At 70.2% G+C, this 17,022-nt stretch carries 11 protein-coding genes; 5 read left to right on the top strand and 6 right to left on the bottom strand.

Annotation, left to right across the window (positions count from 1 at the left end):
* Positions 1-12: 12 nt before the first annotated feature.
* On the bottom strand, positions 13-222 hold the full coding sequence (locus AB0N03_RS33150) for a CbtB-domain containing protein (protein ID WP_286002977.1): 210 nt from the start codon (positions 220-222) through the stop codon (positions 13-15).
* Between the two features lie 197 nt (positions 223-419).
* Between AB0N03_RS33150 and AB0N03_RS33145 the strand changes: the two genes are divergently transcribed.
* Positions 420-1,319, top strand: coding sequence for an ROK family protein (locus AB0N03_RS33145; protein WP_364380088.1), 900 nt, complete (start codon positions 420-422; stop codon positions 1,317-1,319).
* Positions 1,320-1,445: 126 nt separating this feature from the next.
* On the opposite strand, the gene AB0N03_RS33140 is transcribed toward AB0N03_RS33145, so the two are convergent.
* Together AB0N03_RS33140 and AB0N03_RS33135 are read right to left on the bottom strand one after the other, a co-directional pair.
* Positions 1,446-2,843, bottom strand: coding sequence for a Dyp-type peroxidase (locus AB0N03_RS33140; protein WP_364379913.1), 1,398 nt, complete (start codon positions 2,841-2,843; stop codon positions 1,446-1,448).
* 228 nt (positions 2,844-3,071) lie between these two features.
* Complete coding sequence (locus AB0N03_RS33135) at positions 3,072-3,704, bottom strand: RICIN domain-containing protein (RefSeq protein ID WP_364379910.1); 633 nt, start codon at positions 3,702-3,704, stop codon at positions 3,072-3,074.
* A gap of 266 nt (positions 3,705-3,970) precedes the next feature.
* On the opposite strand from AB0N03_RS33135, the gene AB0N03_RS33130 reads away from it, so the two are divergent.
* Positions 3,971-4,957, top strand: a complete 987-nt coding sequence (locus AB0N03_RS33130) for a winged helix-turn-helix domain-containing protein (protein ID WP_364379907.1) — start codon at positions 3,971-3,973, stop codon at positions 4,955-4,957.
* A gap of 155 nt (positions 4,958-5,112) precedes the next feature.
* On the opposite strand, the gene AB0N03_RS33125 is transcribed toward AB0N03_RS33130, so the two are convergent.
* Positions 5,113-5,685, bottom strand: coding sequence for a helix-turn-helix domain-containing protein (locus AB0N03_RS33125; RefSeq protein ID WP_364379904.1), 573 nt, complete (start codon positions 5,683-5,685; stop codon positions 5,113-5,115).
* Positions 5,686-5,766: 81 nt separating this feature from the next.
* On the opposite strand from AB0N03_RS33125, the gene AB0N03_RS33120 reads away from it, so the two are divergent.
* A complete protein-coding gene (locus tag AB0N03_RS33120) occupies positions 5,767-6,639 on the top strand; it encodes an SDR family oxidoreductase (protein WP_364379901.1) in 873 nt (290 codons plus the stop codon).
* Between the two features lie 56 nt (positions 6,640-6,695).
* On the opposite strand, the gene AB0N03_RS33115 is transcribed toward AB0N03_RS33120, so the two are convergent.
* The gene (locus AB0N03_RS33115; RefSeq protein ID WP_364379898.1) at positions 6,696-8,147 is read right to left on the bottom strand and encodes a glutamate synthase subunit beta; all 1,452 of its coding nucleotides are present in this window, start codon (positions 8,145-8,147) and stop codon (positions 6,696-6,698) included.
* A gap of 65 nt (positions 8,148-8,212) precedes the next feature.
* Positions 8,213-12,784, bottom strand: a complete 4,572-nt coding sequence (gltB, locus tag AB0N03_RS33110) for a glutamate synthase large subunit (RefSeq protein ID WP_364379895.1) — start codon at positions 12,782-12,784, stop codon at positions 8,213-8,215.
* A gap of 557 nt (positions 12,785-13,341) precedes the next feature.
* Here gltB and AB0N03_RS33105 point away from each other — a divergent pair.
* Positions 13,342-14,001: a YigZ family protein gene (locus AB0N03_RS33105; protein WP_364379892.1), complete on the top strand. Its 660-nt coding sequence runs from the start codon at positions 13,342-13,344 to the stop codon at positions 13,999-14,001.
* 217 nt (positions 14,002-14,218) lie between these two features.
* Positions 14,219-16,924, top strand: a complete 2,706-nt coding sequence (locus AB0N03_RS33100) for a GH92 family glycosyl hydrolase (protein WP_364379889.1) — start codon at positions 14,219-14,221, stop codon at positions 16,922-16,924.
* The last annotated feature ends 98 nt before the right edge of the window (positions 16,925-17,022 follow it).

Raw genomic sequence — 17,022 nt, 5'->3', positions numbered from 1 at the left:
TCGTGCCGCCGATCAGTGGCAGGGGAAGGCCAGCAGGTGCCGGCCGTCGTGCACGAACTCGTGGACGTACATGTTCGCGAACACCGCGGTCGCGCCCTGCTCGGCGCTCACGAAGTACAGCGCGATCAGGGCCAGGAGCACCACGAACACCGCCCACGGCACGATCTCACGGATCGGGATGCGGATCGGGAGCGGGACGGCGGGAGCTGCCGTGTGGGACATGAGCGTGGCCTCCTCGGGCTTTCGCGGCCTCATCGGGGTCTGCACGAAGGGATCCGGGTCTGGCTTCCCCCGGGGCGGGGGTCACAGTGGCGCGACCGCGCGGACTTGCACCGCGTTCCGGAATCTCCTCGTCTGGCCGGTTGAGCGTAGGTCCGCCGTTTGGGCCGCGTCAATGTGACAATGCCGCGGTGACTCGAATGGTGGCGGCCCTCGATGTGGGCGGGACGACGATCAAGGCGGCACTGCTGGACGAGCAGCTGCAGCCCCGGGCGACGCTGCGCGCGGAGACGGCGCGCAGCGCGGACGGCACGGCGCTGGCCGCGCAGGTCGGGGACATCGTGGCCGCGCTGGCGGAGCAGGCGGGGACGGACTCACCCGCCGCCGTTGGCGTCGTGGTGCCCGGGATCGTCGACGAGGAGACCCGCGTCTGCCACTTCTCGGCCAACCTCGACTGGCGCGAGGTCCACTTCGGCGAGCTGCTGGAAGGGCGGCTCGGGCTGCCGGTGGCGTTCGGGCACGACGTCACCGCGGGCGGCATCGCCGAGTTCCGCGTGGGCGCGGGACAGGGCGCGACGAACGCGGCGTTCATCCCGGTCGGCACCGGGATCGCGGCGGCGCTGCTGCTCGACGGCCGGATCCACCGCGCGCACGGGCAGGCGGGCGAGGTCGGGCACATCGACGTCGGCCACCCGGGCAAGTGCGGCTGCGGCGCGATCGGCTGCCTGGAGGCGATCTCGTCGGCGTCGGCGATCGCCCGCCGCTACACCGAGCGCACGGGCCGCGCGGCCGACGGCGCCCGCGAGGTGGTCGAGCTGGCCCGCCACGGTGACGAGGTGGCGGTGGCGGTGGTCCAGGACGCGCTCGACGGCCTGGGCCACGGGATCCGGACGTTGCTGACGCTGCTGGGCCCGGAGGTGATCATCCTCGGGGGCGGGTTGTTCACGGCGGCGGACTATGTGCTGGAGCCGGTTCGGGAGTGGCTGGCTTCGCACCTGACTTTTCAGCGGATGCCGGAGTTGCGGATCGCGAAGCTGGGCGACGAGGCCGGACGGCTGGGGGCGGGGTTGCTGGCCTTGGACCTGCTGGGCCCGGCTTGACGCGCGCGGGGTCGGGTGTCGCGAATGAGTCATTGGGGGCGTCGGAGGTCCCGAATGAGTCATTCGCGACGTTTGGCGGCGCTGACCACCCCCGGCCCGACTTCGGGCCGGGGATGGCGAAGGTGATCAGAGGGTGCGCAGGAAAGCCAGCGATGGCATGAAGAAGTACTCACCGCCCCGCAAGGTCACCGACTGCGGCACCGGGCCGGCCGTGCGCTGCGCCGATCCGCCCCACTCGACGGTGTAGTCCGACGTTCCGCGCTCGCCCTGCCCGATCACCGGGTCCAGCCCCGGCGTGACGCCGTCGACGATCGGGAAGCCCGGGTTGTCCGCCCAGACCGCCTGCGTGAACTCGAACTGGTTGCCCAGCACCGAGTTGAACGCCATGAACAACAGCCCGACCCCGCCGCTCGGGCGCGCCGCGGGCGGGACGTCGGCGTTCGGGTCGTCCGGCCGCTCGCCGTAGGTGACCCCTCGGCGCGCCATCAGGTGCAGGCGCTCGCCGGGTGGCTCCTCGGCGCCGCCGGACCCGCGGGGGTTCGTCTTGCGGATGTGCGCCTGGAACGGGCACTTCAGCGCCGCGCGGTCGCTGTCGTAGGTGAAGTTGTTCGACACCGGGCTTTCCGCGCCGTCTTCGCGCTGGGTCGTCAACGGCGTGCCGTCCTCGAACCGGCCGATGATCATCGCGCCGGCGCGCTCCCGGTCCGCACCGGTCAGGCCGAGCGTGTCCGCCAAGTCCGATTCGGCCTGCTTGAACCGCCGCACGTTCTGTTCCAGCTTGCGGAAGACGAAGTAGCTGCCGAAGTGCACGGCCGGATCGGGTGCCGCGGTGTCCGGCACCAATACCTGGGACAGCGGCGCCGCCGGGTTCCACACGTTGATGCCGTCGGTGTTGTTCTTCTCCGCGTCGACGTCCTCGGTCAGGAACAGCGGCTGGCTCCGACCGTCGACGTACCCGAAGTGCTCGATGCCCTCGCCGCGCGCGTTGACGCGGCCGAGGCCGGTCTCTTCCGCCAGCACGGCGGCGGAATCCGGCAACAGATCGAGGATTTCGTTGCGCCGCGCGGTCATCGCCTTGTCTGTGGCGTCCCCGACGAGCACGACGGCGTGGATTTCCCCGTGGTAGCCCGGATCGAACGTCGAGCGTGGCGGGTCGTTCAGCTTCCGCCGCGTGTCCGGCGCCGCCATCCCGCGCAGGAACGCTTCGTCCTGCGGGAAGTTCTCGACGCCGAGAGTGTGGTAGCCGGCCGCCGTGAGCCCGACGCCGACGTACGGCGTGCCCGCCGCGCCGCCGTCCTTGAACGCGCCGACCTCGTCGAGGTGGGCCTTGGCGGACTTCATCTTCCCGGTGACCGAAACCAGGAACGCCCGCGCCTCCGCCGCGTCGCCGAAAGTCAGCAACAGCGCGGAAAGGTGGTCGCGGACGTGGGCCTTGAGGATGTTCGGCTGCAGTTCGCCGAGCATCGCCGCGGCGTCCCCGGTCGCCGTGGTCCAGGACAGCGTGGTGGACAGATCGACACTCATCTTCGGGCTCCCCTCCCGTGTGGATTCACCGCCGGACGGCGGTGCACGGCCGGCCGAGGTCCCCCCTCGCCGGCCGTGTCCCCTGAACCCAGGTTGCCGGGCCGGCACCCCGCGTGCCACCGATTCCCGCGATTCACACGAAAGATTAAGTTGAACACCGAATCGTCCACGGAAAGCGAAACGCGGGCCCGGACCGGGCCCGCGTTCCGCCGTCACCGGATCACCGGATCAGAACCACCACTGCGTCGTGCCGCCCGCGATGAAGTCCCACAGCTGCAGCCGCGTGCCGTTGGCGCCGACCGTGCCCTCGGCGGTCAGGTAGCGCGGGCTGGCCGGGGTCTGCAGCCGCAGGTAACCCTCGGGGATCGAGGTGAGGGTCCACCACTGGTTCTTGCCGCCGGCCATGAAGTCCCAGAGCTGGACCTTGGTGCCGTTCTTGCCGATCGTGTTCGAGTCGGCGTCCAGGTACCGGCCGCTCTGGTAGTTCTGGAACCGGTAGTAGCCCTCGGGGTTCTGCGTGAGCCAGAACGCCTGGTTCGGCGCGTACTCGTTGCAGTCCCACAGCTGCATCTTCGTGCCGTTGGCGTTGATGGTGTTCGTGTCGGCGTCCCAGCAGCGCCCGAAGCCCGCGGACTCCAGCAGGTACGGGCCCGGGTCGACGGCCTCCGCGGCCATCCCGTTGGTGGAGCGCTGCTTCGCCGCACCGGCCACCTTGGACGGCCGCAGCTTGAGGTCGCCGATCGACGCGACCGTCGTCCCCTTGCCGTCGGCCGGCGCCGCGCCGGCCTGCGGGACGGCCACCAGGCCGAACAGCCCGGCCGCCGCGGCGACCGTCACCATGAGCCGCTTCATCTTCGTCATCGTTCCCCTTTTCGTCGGTCCACCCGTGGTCACGAAGGAAGAAGGCAGGCACGAACCGGCCCCGGGCCACTGCGGACCCGGCGCGTGGACGTGCCGGCGAATCCCCCTCGCGGAGACCGTCAAACCCCCGAATGCGGTCTCCGAAACCATCATTCAGTGCGCTTCCGCCGTCGTCGAGGTCATTTCCGCGAGGGGCCAAAACGCACGTCAGCCGTGTAACGGAACGGAACCGGCGCCGATAGACGGGCAGACACCGGGGGGAGACCGTGCGCATCGAACTGACGATGCGGGACCTCGTCCGCGTCGGGCTCGCCGCCGCGGCCGATCCGATGGGCGAGCTCGCCGCGAGCCTGCAGGTCCTGCAACGGCGCGACGGCGGCCGCGCCGCGCCTTCGGCGGCGTTCAACCGGTGGCGCTACCGCGTGTGGCAGAGCCTGCCCGACTCGGCGGCGGTGCTGATGTGGCTCTGCCGCCCGGATGCGCCGATCCCGGGGTTCCTCCTGCCCGCGGCGGGGCGCTACGAACTGGAGTCCGGACTGGCGGCGGTGCTGAACACGGAACCGCTGAGCCTGAAGACGGCGTTGCGCACCGCGCCGGCCGGGCACGACCTGCCGTCGTGGGCCGCCGCGCTCGCGGACGGCGACACCGCGGGCCTGCCGCGACTGGTCCAGGCCATGCGCGACTACCACGAGCTCGCGCTCGCCCCGGGCTGGGACACGGTGTCCGGCCAGGTGGACGCCGACCTCGGGATGCGCACGCAGCTGCTGCTCCACGGCGGCGTCGACGCGCTCCTGACCGGCCTCCGCCCGCTGGTGCGCTGGGAGGCGCCGGTCCTGGAGACCGAGGACCGGATCCCGGGCACGGTGCCGTCGGAGGGCACCGGCCTGCTGCTGGTGCCGACGTACTTCTCGGTGTGCCCGGCCCTGGTTCCCCCGGCCCCGGGCGGCACGCCGCGGCTGCACTACCCGTGCGTCCGCCAGGCCGCGCCACCGGCGGGCTTCGGGCGCGGCACGCGCAAGGCGTCGGGCCGGGAACTGGCGGACCTGCTGGGCCCGACCCGCGCGGCGGCGCTGACGGTACTGGCGGTCGGGTGTTCGACGTCCGAGCTGGCGGCGCGGCTGGGGGTCACGCCGTCGGCGGTCAGCAAGCACACCACCGTGCTGCGGCGCGCCGGGCTGATCATCACGCACCGGGAGCGGAACACCGTGCTGCACTCGCTCACGCCGCTGGGAAGCGCTCTCCTGGAGGGTTAAGGCGTGAACGACTCTTTCAGCGCGCCGGACGCCAGGGTCCCGGCAAAGTCGCGGCCGCGCGCGGAGTCGGGTGTGGCGTGGCGACGTCATGAACGACTCTTTCCTGTCGTCCAGCGTCATGAACGACCCTTTCATGACGTCGCCGCGGGGGGAGCTCAGCCGAGTTTCGCGGTCGCCTCGACCAGCTCTGCCAAGGCTTCCCGGGCCACCTCTCCGAAGCCCCGTTCGTTCGCCGGGGCCACCCACCGCGCGAAGCCCGTCGTGAACGCCAGCCCGCCGATCTCCGCGGCCAGGCTCGCCGCCGGGTCGGGGACGCCTCGCGCACGCAGCGCATCGGCCATCGCGGCCCGGAGCTTCGCCCGCTTGAGCAGCTCGCGCTCGCGGAGGTCGCTGTGGTCCGCGACCACCGCCTGGACCTTCAGCGCCCACTCGCGCCGGTCCGGGCCGAACGACGCTTCGGTGGCCGTCAGCGCCGCCGCGATCGCCTCGATCGGGGTCGCCGACGCCGGTGCCGCGGCGATCGCCTCCGCGAACGTGCGGCTCAGGATGTCCTGGCCCGCGAACAGCACTTCGCGCTTGTCGGCGAAGTGCCGGAAGAACGTCCGCTTCGTCAGGCCCGCGCGCTCGGTGATCTCCGCGACCGTCACCTCGTCGTAGCCGCGTTCGAGGAACGACTCCACCGCGGCGCGCACCAGCCGCTCGCGTGCGTTCGGCTCCCAGCGGCTCATGTCCCCAGCTTAAGCGATGACACCTGGTGTCGTCATACGTGCTAGGTTAATGGCACCAGGTGTCATCACAGGGAGGTTCTCATGCGTGTCTTCGTCACTGGGGCGAACGGCTGGATCGGCTCGGCCCTCGTACCCGAGCTGCTCGACGCCGGCCACCAGGTCGTCGGCCTCGCCCGGTCGGACGCCTCCGCGGCGGCCGTCGGGAAAATGGGCGCCGAGGTGCTCCGCGGCGACCTGGCCGACCTCGAAACCCTCAAGACCGGCGCCGCGAACGCCGACGGCGTCGTCCACCTCGCCTTCGGGCACGACTTCAGCCGGATGGACGCCGCGATCCGGACCGACGCGGCCGCCGTCGACGCCATGACGGCCGTGCTCGAAGGCAAGCCGTTCATCGCCGCTTCCGGGACGCCGTTCGTGCCCGGGCGGGCGGCGACCGAGCAGGACGACGCCGTCTTCGGGGGCCCGGTGGCCGGCCGGGCGGACATCGCCCGCGCCGTCCTGAAGTCCACGGAACGCGGCGTCCGCGCGTCCCTCGTCCGGCTCCCGCGGTCCGTGCACGGCGAAGGGGACGTCCACGGCCTCATCGCGCGTCTCATCGGCGCGGGACGGCAGAAGGGGATCGCGGCCTACGTCGGCGACGGGACGGCCCGCTGGCCGGCGGTGCACGTCCTGGACGCGGCGCACCTGTTCCGCCTGGCGCTGGAGCAGGCGCCCGCGGGTTCGGTGCTGCACGCGGTCGGCGACGAGGGCGTGGCCATCCGCGACGTCGCGGAGGTGGCCGGGCGCCGGCTCGGCCTGCCGGTCACGTCCGTCGAGGCCGACGAGCTCGGTTTCCTCGGCGCGCTCCTGGCGATCGACCAGCCGGCGTCGGCGGAAAAAACCCGGGAGCTGCTCGGCTGGCAGCCGGCGCACCCGGGACTACTCGACGACCTCGAAAAGGGTTACTACGACTGAAGGTGGTACAGCGCCGGCGGAGGTGGCGACAGTGACACTTCCGCCGGCGCCGGGTCTTACGCGATCGGCCGGTCCGTCGGCGCGATCGGGCGGGGCAGGACCTCACGCCCGGTCAGGTAGGCGTCCACGCCGGCCGCGGCGCTGCGGCCCTCCGCGATCGCCCACACGATCAGCGACTGGCCGCGGCCCATGTCGCCGGCCACGAACACGTTGTCCAGGCTCGTCTTGAACGCCTTGTCGCGCGCCACGTTGCCGCGCGGGTCCAGCTCGACGCCGAGGTCCTCGAGCAGGCCCTTCTTCTGCGGCCCGAGGAAGCCCATCGCGAGCAGGACGAGCTGCGCCGGCAGCTCGCGCTCCGACCCTTCGACCGGGACGAACTTGCCGCCCTCGTTGCGCACCTCGACCAGCTTCAGAGCCCGGACCCGGCCGGAGTCGTCGCCCAGGAACTCCTGCGTGTTCACCGCGTACAGCCGCTCGCCGCCCTCTTCGTGCGCCGAGGACACCCGGTAGATCATCGGGTAGGTCGGCCACGGGTGGGCGTCGGAACGAGCCTCCGGCGGCTTGGGCATGATCTCCAGCTGCGTCACCGAACGCGCGCCTTGGCGGTGCGACGTCCCGACGCAGTCCGCGCCGGTGTCGCCGCCGCCGATCACGACGACGTCGAGGCCCTTGGCAGAGAACGGAGATTCGTCGAGGTCGCCGGAAGCGACCCGGTTGGCCGGCGGCAGGAACTCCATCGCCTGGTGGATGCCGGCCAGCTCACGGCCGGGGATCGGCAGGTCGCGCCAGTCGGTGGCCCCGCCCGCGAGCACGACCGCGTCATAGGACGACTGCAGCTCGGCCGCGGTGACGTCGACGCCGACGTTCACCGACGTGCGGAACTCCGTGCCCTCGGCCTCCATCTGGCCGAGCCGGCGGTCCAGGCGGTGCTTCTCCATCTTGAACTCGGGGATGCCGTAGCGCAGCAGCCCGCCGATCTTGTCGGCCCGCTCGAGGACCACGACGCTGTGGCCCGCACGCGTGAGCTGCTGCGCCGCGGCGAGTCCCGACGGGCCCGACCCGACGACCGCGACCTTCTTGCCCGTCTTCGAAGACGGCGGCTGCGGCGTCACCCAGCCCTCTTCGAAGGCGCGGTCGACGATGGAGATCTCGACGCGCTTGATCGACACCGGGTCGTCGTTGATCCCGAGCACGCACGCGGTTTCGCACGGCGCCGGGCACAGCGTGCCGGTGAACTCCGGGAAGTTGTTGGTCGCGTGCAGCCGTTCGATGGCCTGCTGCCAGTCTTCCCGCCATACCAGCGTGTTCCACTCCGGGATGAGGTTCCCGAGCGGGCAGCCCTGGTGGCAGAACGGGATCCCGCAGTCCATGCAGCGGCCGGCCTGCTTCTCCAGCTTCGTGGACGCGAAGTCCTCGTAGACCTCTCGCCAGTCCATCAGCCGGAGGTCGACCGGACGGCGCTTCGGCTCTTCGCGGGTGGTGGTCAGAAAGCCCTTGGGGTCAGCCATGTGCGGCCTCCGTTTCTTGCGGGACACCCGCACCCGGTCGGCACTCATGACTGGCTGCGCGATTTTCAGCCATGAGCTGCCTCCATGATCGCCTCGTTCACATCGCGCCCATCACGCTCGGCCTGAACCTGGGCCGCGAGCACGCGCTTGTAGTCCTTCGGCATGACCTTCCCGAAGCGGTCGACGCCCGCGTCCCAGTCGGCCAGCAGCTCCCGCGCGACGGCGGATTCCGTTTCGTCGTAGTGCTTTTCCAGCGTCTCGCGCAGGAAGTCCGCGTCCTCGGAGTCGAGCGGGTCGAGATCGACCATCTCCGGGTTGACGCGGTGCGCGGGCAGGTCCAGCACGTAGGCGACGCCGCCGGACATGCCGGCCGCGAAGTTGCGCCCGACCGGGCCGAGCACGACCATCCGGCCGCCGGTCATGTACTCGCCGCCGTGGTCGCCGACGCCTTCGACGACGGCCAGCGCGCCCGAGTTGCGCACGCAGAACCGCTCGCCGACCTTGCCGCGGATGAAGATCTCGCCGCTGGTCGCGCCGTAGGCGATCACGTTGCCGGCGATGATGTGGTCCTCGGCGGGGATCCGCGCGTCCTTCGCCGGGCGCACGATCAGCCGGCCGCCGGAGAGGCCCTTGCCGACGTAGTCGTTGCCGTCGCCGTAGAGCCGCAGCGTGATGCCCTTCGGCACGAACGCGCCGAACGACTGGCCGGCGGTCCCGGTGAAGGTGACGTCGATGGTGTCGTCGGGCAGGCCCTCGCCACCCCACCGCCGGGTCAGCTCCGAGCCGAGCATCGTGCCGACGGTCCGGTTCACGTTGCGGACCGGCAGCTCCAGCCGCACCTTGTCACCCGAGTTCAACGCACCCTCGGCCAGCTGGATCAGCGTGTTGTCGAGGGCCTTCTCGAGCCCGTGGTCCTGCACCGTCTGCTGCAGCCGCAGCCCGGCCGGGGCTATCGCGGGCACGTGGAAGATCGGCGAGAGGTCCAGCCCGGCTGCCTTCCAGTGGTCGACGGCCTTGCGCTTGTCGAGGAACTCGGCGTGGCCGACGGCCTCGGCGATCGACCGGAAGCCCAGCTCCGCCAGGTACTCGCGCACTTCCTGGGCGATGAACTCGAAGAAGTTGACGACGTACTCGGCCTTGCCGCTGAACTTCTCGCGCAGCTTCGGGTTCTGCGTCGCGACGCCCACCGGGCACGTGTCGAGGTGACAGACGCGCATCATGATGCAGCCCGACACCACCAGCGGCGCGGTCGCGAAGCCGAACTCCTCGGCGCCGAGCAGCGCCGCGACGATCACGTCACGCCCGGTCTTGAGCTGACCGTCGGTCTGCACGACGATCCGGTCGCGCAGCCGATTGGCCAGCAGCGTCTGCTGCGTCTCGGCCAGGCCGAGCTCCCACGGGCCGCCCGCGTGCTTGATGGACGACAGCGGCGACGCGCCCGTCCCGCCGTCGTGGCCCGAGATGAGCACGACGTCGGCGTGCGCCTTGGAGACGCCCGCCGCGACCGTGCCGACGCCGACCTCGGACACCAGCTTCACGTGGATGCGGGCCTTCGGGTTGGCGTTCTTGAGGTCGTGGATCAGCTGGGCGAGATCCTCGATCGAGTAGATGTCGTGGTGCGGCGGCGGGGAGATGAGCCCGACGCCCGGCGTCGAGTACCGCGTCTTCGCGATCCACGGGTACACCTTCGCGCCGGGCAGCTGCCCGCCCTCGCCGGGCTTCGCGCCCTGCGCCATCTTGATCTGGATGTCGTCGGCGTTGACGAGGTACTCGCTCGTGACGCCGAACCGGCCGGACGCGACCTGCTTGACGGCGCTTCGGCGCTCCGGGTCGTAGAGCCGCTCCGCGTCTTCGCCGCCCTCACCGGTGTTGGACTTGCCGCCGAGGCGGTTCATCGCGATGGCGAGGGTCTGGTGCATCTCCATGGAGATCGAGCCGTAGGAGATCGCGCCGGTGGCGAACCGCTTGACGATCTCCGAGACCGGTTCGACCTCCTCGATCGGCACCGGCGCACGCTTGCCGTACTTGAAGTCGAACAGCCCGCGCAGCGTCAGCAGCTTCTCGGACTGGTCGTCGACGGCCTTCGTGTACTCCTTGAAGACCTCGTACTTCCCGGACCGCGTGGAGTGCTGCAGCTTGAACACCGTCTGCGGGTTGAACAGGTGCGGCTCACCTTCGCGGCGCCACTGGTAGTCCGCGCCGGTCTCCAGCTCGCGGTGGGCGGGCCGGACGCCGTCGGCCGGGAAGGCGTGCTCGTGCCGCTTCGCGACCTCGTCGGCGAGCGTCTCGAACCCGACGCCGCCGAGGCGGGACGTCGTGCCGGTGAAGCAGTTGTCGATGACCTCTTCGCCGAGCCCGATCGCCTCGAAGATCTGCGCGCCGGTGTAGGACGCGACGGTCGAGACGCCCATCTTGGACATCGTCTTGCGGACGCCCTTGCCCAGCGCCTTGATCAGGTTGTACGTCGCTTCCTTCGGCGTCACGCCCGGGATCAGGCCCTGGTGGGCCATCTCCTCGACGGTCGCCATCGCCAGGTACGGGTTCACCGCGGCGACGCCGTAGCCGATCAGCAGCGCGACGTGGTGCACCTCGCGCGCGTCCCCGGCCTCGACGATGAGGCCGACCTGCGTGCGCGTCTTCTCGCGGACGAGGTGGTGGTGCACCGCGCCGGTGAGCAGCAGCGAGGGGATCGGCGCGTGGTTCTCGTCGACGCCGCGATCGGACAGCACGATCAGCCGCGCGCCGTCCTCGATCGCCTCCGACACCTCGGCGCGGATCTCGTCGAGGCGCTGGACCAGCGCTTCGCCGCCGCCGTGGACGTTGTAGCGGCCGAGCACGGTGACCGCCTGGAACTCCGGCAGGTCGCCGTCGTCGTTGACGTGCACCAGCTTGGCGAGCTGGTCGTTGTCGAGCACCGGAAACGGCAGCGCGATCCGGCGGCAGGACGCCGCGTTGCCGACGAGCAGGTTCGGCTCGGCGCCGATCTGGGTGCCGAGCGCGGTGACGAGCTCCTCGCGGATGGCGTCCAACGGCGGGTTCGTCACCTGGGCGAACAGCTGGATGAAGTAGTCGAAGATCAGCCGCGGGCGGCTGGACAGCGTCGCGATCGGCGAGTCGTTGCCCATCGAGCCGATCGGCTCCGCGCCGGTGCGGGCCATCGGCTCGAGGATGGCCTCGAGCTCTTCCTCGGTGTAGCCGAACGCCTGCTGACGGCGGACGAGCGCGGCGTGCAGCGGCACCTCGCGGTCGCGCTCGGGCAGGTCTTCGAGGTTCAGCAGGCCGGCCTCGACCCACTCGTCGTACGGGTGCGCGGTGGCCAGCCCGGTCTTGACCTCGTCGTCCTCGACGATCCGGCCCTCGACGGTGTCGACGAGGAACATCCGGCCGGGCTCGAGGCGTCCCTTGCGGACGATCGTGGCGGGGTCGATGTCGAGCACGCCGACCTCGGAGGCGAGCACGACGAGGCCGTCGTCGGTCACCCAGTAGCGCCCGGGGCGCAGGCCGTTGCGGTCGAGGACCGCCCCGATCTGGCTGCCGTCGGTGAAGGCGACGAGCGCCGGGCCGTCCCACGGCTCCATCAGCGTCGAGTGGAACTCGTAGAAGGCGCGTCGCGCCGGGTCCATTTCCTGGTGGTTTTCCCAGGCTTCCGGGATCATCATGAGAACCGCGTGGGGCAGCGACCGGCCGCCGAGGTGCAGCAGTTCCAGGACCTCGTCGAAGCTCGCCGAGTCGCTGGCGCCGCGCGTGATCACCGGGTAGATCCGCTTGAGGTCGCCCGGGACCAGGTCGGTTTCGAGGAGGGCTTCGCGGGCGTCCATCCAGTTGCGGTTGCCGCGCAAGGTGTTGATCTCGCCGTTGTGCGCGACGTACCGGTACGGGTGCGCCAGCGGCCACGACGGGAAGGTGTTGGTGGAGAAGCGGGAGTGCACGAGGCCGATGGCGCTGGTGACGCGCTCGTCAGTCAGGTCGGCGAAGAACCGCTCGACCTGGCCCTCGGTGAGCATTCCTTTGTAGACGATCGTGCGCGAGGAGAGGCTCGGGAAGTAGACGTCCTCTTCGACGAGCTCGTGCTCGGCGCGCTTGCGGACGCAGAACGCGCTGCGCTCGATGTGCAGCGGGTCCGAGTGCTCCGGCTTCGGGCGGCGCGCGGTGAGGAACAGCTGCGTGAAGTGCGGCATGGTCTCGGCGGCGGTGGGCCCGCAGTGCTCGGTGTGCACCGGCAGTTCGCGCCAGCCGAGGACGCGCATGTCCTCCTCGGCGGCGATGCGCTCGATGGTCGTCATGGCCCGGCCGCGGCGCTTTTCGTCCTGCGGCAGGAAAGCCGTGCCGACGGCGTAGGTGCCGGGCTCGGGGAGCTCGAAGTCCACGACCTCGCGGTAGAACTCGTCCGGGATCTGGATCAGCAGTCCGGCGCCGTCGCCGGTGTCCGGTTCAGCACCCCGCGCTCCACGGTGTTCCAGGTTGCGCAACGCGACCAGGGCCTTGGCGACGATCGCATGATCTCGACGCCCGGTCAGATCGGCGACGAAGGCGACACCGCAGGCGTCGTGTTCGTAGTCGCTCCGGTAGAGGCCCTCGGCCTCGGCGTTGCTGAGCTGCTGCCCCGCGCGGGGCAGGGAACGGGCACGGTGGGTCACGGCTGGCCGCCTCCCAAGGCGTTGGCGCGACCGGTACTCACTCCGTCGAGTGGTTCGAGCTGAACCGGTTAACGAAGTGGTCCGGTACCGCGATGGTCAGTCGAGAACAGTTGCTGTTGTCGGCGTTGTCGAAGTGCAAGATGCCGCGAAGCGTCGGCCGAGCCTCACAGTGCTCGTTTGCTGACGCCGGAAACCGGACGCGGGTCATCTGGGAGGCCGCACAACACTGGGCAGCCGAACATGTCGGTCCTGCGTGCGCGCACGGGTGGACCACTGTGGTGGGGGGTCAGCTCGAGCGCGCGGTGTTACTCCCGGGTTCGCCGGGTCTTATGACGATAGTGTGAATTCGCTGTTATCGACATACGTCGTTGTCCCCGGGTGGGAAATGCCACGCTTGCGTTGACGCGCCCCAGGGTAGTCCCATATGCCGGGCTGGGGCTCCCACCCGTCGGGCTACGAGGCTCGTGACCTGCGGAAACGTCTGTCCCAAGTGGTCTGGGGCACGTGTCGTGGTACGTCGGCGGGGTGGCAAGCTGAGTGCATGGCGGACTCGTCCGATGACTGATCGTTATCTCTCCGTGGCTCGTTCCGGCGGCTGCGAGATCGAGATCAAGCGCTCCCGGTTCCTCTGCGCGCTGGCTCCGGTGACGTCGGAAGAGGCCGCGCGCGAGTTCATCGCGGCCCGCAGGCGCGCCGAACCGGGGGCGCGGCACCACTGCCACGCGTTCGTTTTGGGGCCTGATGGGCGTACTAGGCGGTCCAGTGACGACGGTGAGCCGGCGGGTACGGCGGGCACGCCGATGCTGGAAGTGCTGCGGCGCCGTTCGATCACCGAGACGGTCGCGGTGGTGACGCGCTACTTCGGGGGAGTGCTGCTCGGGGCGGGCGGACTGATCCGCGCGTACGGTCAGTCCGTTTCGGACGCGCTGGAAGTGGTTGGTGTACTAGAACACCGGCGTCTCAGGCTCGTGGAGGTGGCGGTGAGTTACGACCGCGCGGGCCGGCTCGAGAACGACTTGAGGGCGTCGTCGTACTTGGTGCACGCGACCCGCTTCGACGAATCGGCCCGCTTCGAGATCGGGCTGGCGCCGGACGAGGTTCCGGCTTTCGAGGGCCGGCTGGCGAACCTGACGAACGGCGAAGCCACGACAACCGAACTCGGCGATCACTGGGTGACCTCCGGCGGAACGCGGCCCGGGGTGGACCAAGGGCACTGAGTGGTCTGGTACCGGAACCGGTTGGCGCACAACGGACTTTTGGTGCTTCCGCGAACGAGTCCGCCCGTGGCACCATGTCGTGCCACCGAGTTCCGGTACCACTTCGATCGCCACAACGTCGTCGACGCGGCTCTCACCGAATTGACAACGTTGTCAGAAACGCTTGTCCGACAACGTTGTCGCCCGGCGGAAGCGCGCGACAAGGAGGGAAGGTTCCATGTCCGGACCATTCGCCAGACGGTTGCGCGGAGCCGCACTCGCGGTGCTTCTCGCGGGCGCGGGGCTCGTCACCACGACACAAGCCGGCGCGGCGACGTCAGCCCTTACGCAGTACGTGAATCCCTTCATCGGCACGGACAACAGCAACTCCCCGAACCCCGTGCCCGGTGGCGCCGGCGGCAGCACCTACCCGGGTGCCTCCGTTCCGTTCGGGATGACGCAGTTCAGCCCGGACACCCCGTCCGGGTCGCCGTCGGGCTACCGCTACAGCGACACCAGCATCGAAGAATTCAGCCTCACCCACTTCAACGGCGCCGGCTGCCCCAACAACGAGGACCTCGGCCTGCTGCCGATCACCGGCGCCATCGGCACGTCGCCGGGCACCGGCTGGACCGGGTACGCCGGCCGCTACACCAAGGCGAACGAATCGGCCGCGCCCGGCTACTACAAGAACAAGCTCGACAACTACAACACGACCGTCGAACTTTCCGCGACCAAGCGGTCCGGCTCGATGAAGCTCACCTACCCGAACACGACGTCCGCGCGGCTGCTGGTCAACCCCGGCCGCAGCGCGACCGGCAACCGCACCGGATCCATCGGCATCAGCGGCAGCCAGCTCACCGGCTCGGCGACCGGCGGCGGTTTCTGCGGCTCGTCGAAGACGTACCAGATCTTCTACGTGATCCAGTTCGACCGCGCGCCCAGCGGGTTCGGCACCTGGCTCGGCGGCACGGTGAACGCGGGGTCCGCGAACACCAGCGGCACGAACGCGGGCGGCTACGTCACCTTCGACACCTCGAGCAACACGACCGTGCAGGCGAAGGTCGGCATCTCGTTCGTCAGCCTGGCCAACGCGCAGGCGAACCTCGCCGCCGAGAACCCCGGCTTCGACTTCGCCGCGACCCGCGCCGCGGCCGACACGAGCTGGAACACGATCCTCAACCGCGTCCAGGTGACCGGGGGCGCGGCCGCGGACCTGCAGAAGTTCTACACGGCGCTGTACCACGTGTTCCAGAACCCGAACATCGCCAGCGACACCAACGGCCAGTACCGCGGGTTCGACCAGGCGATCCACACCGCGACGCACACCGTCTACCAGAACTACTCCGGCTGGGACATCTACCGGTCGTGGGCCGCGCTGATCGGGCTGGTCGCGCCGGCCGAAGCGAGTGACATAGCGAAGTCGATGGTGCTGGACGGCCAGCAAGGCGGCTTGCTGCCCAAGTGGTCGCACAACAACAACGAGCACTTCGTGATGACCGGTGACCCCGGGCCGATCGTCGTCGGCAGCATGTACGCCTTCGGGGTCCGCGGCTTCGACACCGCGACGGCGCTCACGTTGATGGACAAGAGCTCCAACGGCGGCACCGCGCAGGGCCAGTCGATCCGTGGGCGCCAGTCCGGGTACGTCAGCCGCCACTACGTCACCGAGGACCCATCGGACTCGCTCGAGTACTCGGCGTCGGACTTCGCGGTCGCGCAGTTCGCGAAGGCCGTCGGCGACACGACGAAGTACAACACCTACATGCAGCGCGCCCAGTGGTGGCAGAACGTGTTCGGCCCCGACTCGGGCTACATCCAGCCGCGCGGCAGCACCGGCACGTGGGCCTGGCCGGTCGTGCCGTCGAGCAACAGCGGCTACACCGAGGGCAACCCCTCGCAGTACACGTGGATGGTGCCCTACAACTACCAGGGCCTGATCAACCTGATGGGCGGCGCCAAGACCGCCGTCCAGCGGCTGGACCACCACTTCACGCAGCTCAACGGCGGCCTGACCCAGCCGTACTTCTACATCGGCAACGAGCCCGAGCACGGCGTGCCGTGGGCGTACAACTACGCCGCCCACCCGCAGGGCACCAGTTCGGCGGTGCGGCGCGTGATGAACGAGTCGTTCACCACCGGCGCGGGCGGCGAGCCCGGCAACGACGACCTCGGCGCGACGTCGGCGTGGTACGTCTTCGCCGCCCTGGGCATGTACCCGGCGACGCCGGGTGCGGACGTGCTGGCCCTGCACGGCCCGCTGTTCCCGTCGGTCTCGATCGTCCGCCCGAGCGGCACGATCCAGATCAACGGCAGCGGTGCGGGCCAAGGTGCGCAGTACGTGCAGAGCCTCAGCGTCAACGGGACTTCGACGACCAAGTCGTGGATCCGCTACGGCGACATCGCGGGCGCGTCGACGCTGAACTACACGATGGGCTCGTCGCCGAGTGCCTGGGGCACGAGCGCGTCGGACGTCCCGCCGTCGTACAACGACGGGTTCACGCCGCCGCCCGCGGCGCCGGACCTGGGCACGAACCTGGCGCAGGGCAAGGCGGCCACGGGCTCGGCGGCGTGCAACTCGGCCGAGGGTGCGGCCAACGCGGTCGACGGCAGCCTGGCGAACAACAGCAAGTTCTGCTCGACCGCGGCGACCAAGTTCCTGCAGGTCGACCTCGGGTCGGCGCAGAACGTGTCGTCGTTCGTGGTCAAGCACGCCGGCCTCGGCGGTGAGACGACCGGCTGGAACACCGGCGCCTTCACGATCCAGACGTCGACCGACGGCACGACCTGGACGACGGTCGCTTCGGTGTCCGGTTCCCGGGCCAGCCGCACGTACAGCCCGATCACGACCCGATCGGCCCGGTACGTGAAGCTGAACCTCACCACCCCGGCCAACGACGGCAACGGCGCGGCCCGGATCTACGAGTTCGAGGTCTACCGCTGACCCACCGGTCGTGGGGGGGTTGGGCGGGGGGAATAGGCGCCGCAACGGCCACACTCACCCCCCCCCCCGAGCGCTCGGGGGGGTGGCCGGACCAGGCC

Source organism: Amycolatopsis sp. NPDC051061 (genome assembly GCF_040682935.1).
Taxonomy (GTDB): domain Bacteria; phylum Actinomycetota; class Actinomycetes; order Mycobacteriales; family Pseudonocardiaceae; genus Amycolatopsis.
Note: the sequence above shows the minus strand (reverse complement) of the source record. Positions and strands in the feature narration are given on the sequence as shown.

Coding starts and splice junctions, on each gene's coding strand:
- AB0N03_RS33150 (WP_286002977.1), bottom strand. CDS start 222: ATGTCCCACACGGCAGCTCCCGCCGTCCCGCTCCCGATCCGCATCCCG.
- AB0N03_RS33145 (WP_364380088.1), top strand. CDS start 420: ATGGTGGCGGCCCTCGATGTGGGCGGGACGACGATCAAGGCGGCACTG.
- AB0N03_RS33140 (WP_364379913.1), bottom strand. CDS start 2,843: ATGAGTGTCGATCTGTCCACCACGCTGTCCTGGACCACGGCGACCGGG.
- AB0N03_RS33135 (WP_364379910.1), bottom strand. CDS start 3,704: ATGACGAAGATGAAGCGGCTCATGGTGACGGTCGCCGCGGCGGCCGGG.
- AB0N03_RS33125 (WP_364379904.1), bottom strand. CDS start 5,685: ATGAGCCGCTGGGAGCCGAACGCACGCGAGCGGCTGGTGCGCGCCGCG.
- AB0N03_RS33120 (WP_364379901.1), top strand. CDS start 5,767: ATGCGTGTCTTCGTCACTGGGGCGAACGGCTGGATCGGCTCGGCCCTC.
- AB0N03_RS33115 (WP_364379898.1), bottom strand. CDS start 8,147: ATGGCTGACCCCAAGGGCTTTCTGACCACCACCCGCGAAGAGCCGAAG.
- AB0N03_RS33105 (WP_364379892.1), top strand. CDS start 13,342: ATGACTGATCGTTATCTCTCCGTGGCTCGTTCCGGCGGCTGCGAGATC.
- AB0N03_RS33100 (WP_364379889.1), top strand. CDS start 14,219: ATGTCCGGACCATTCGCCAGACGGTTGCGCGGAGCCGCACTCGCGGTG.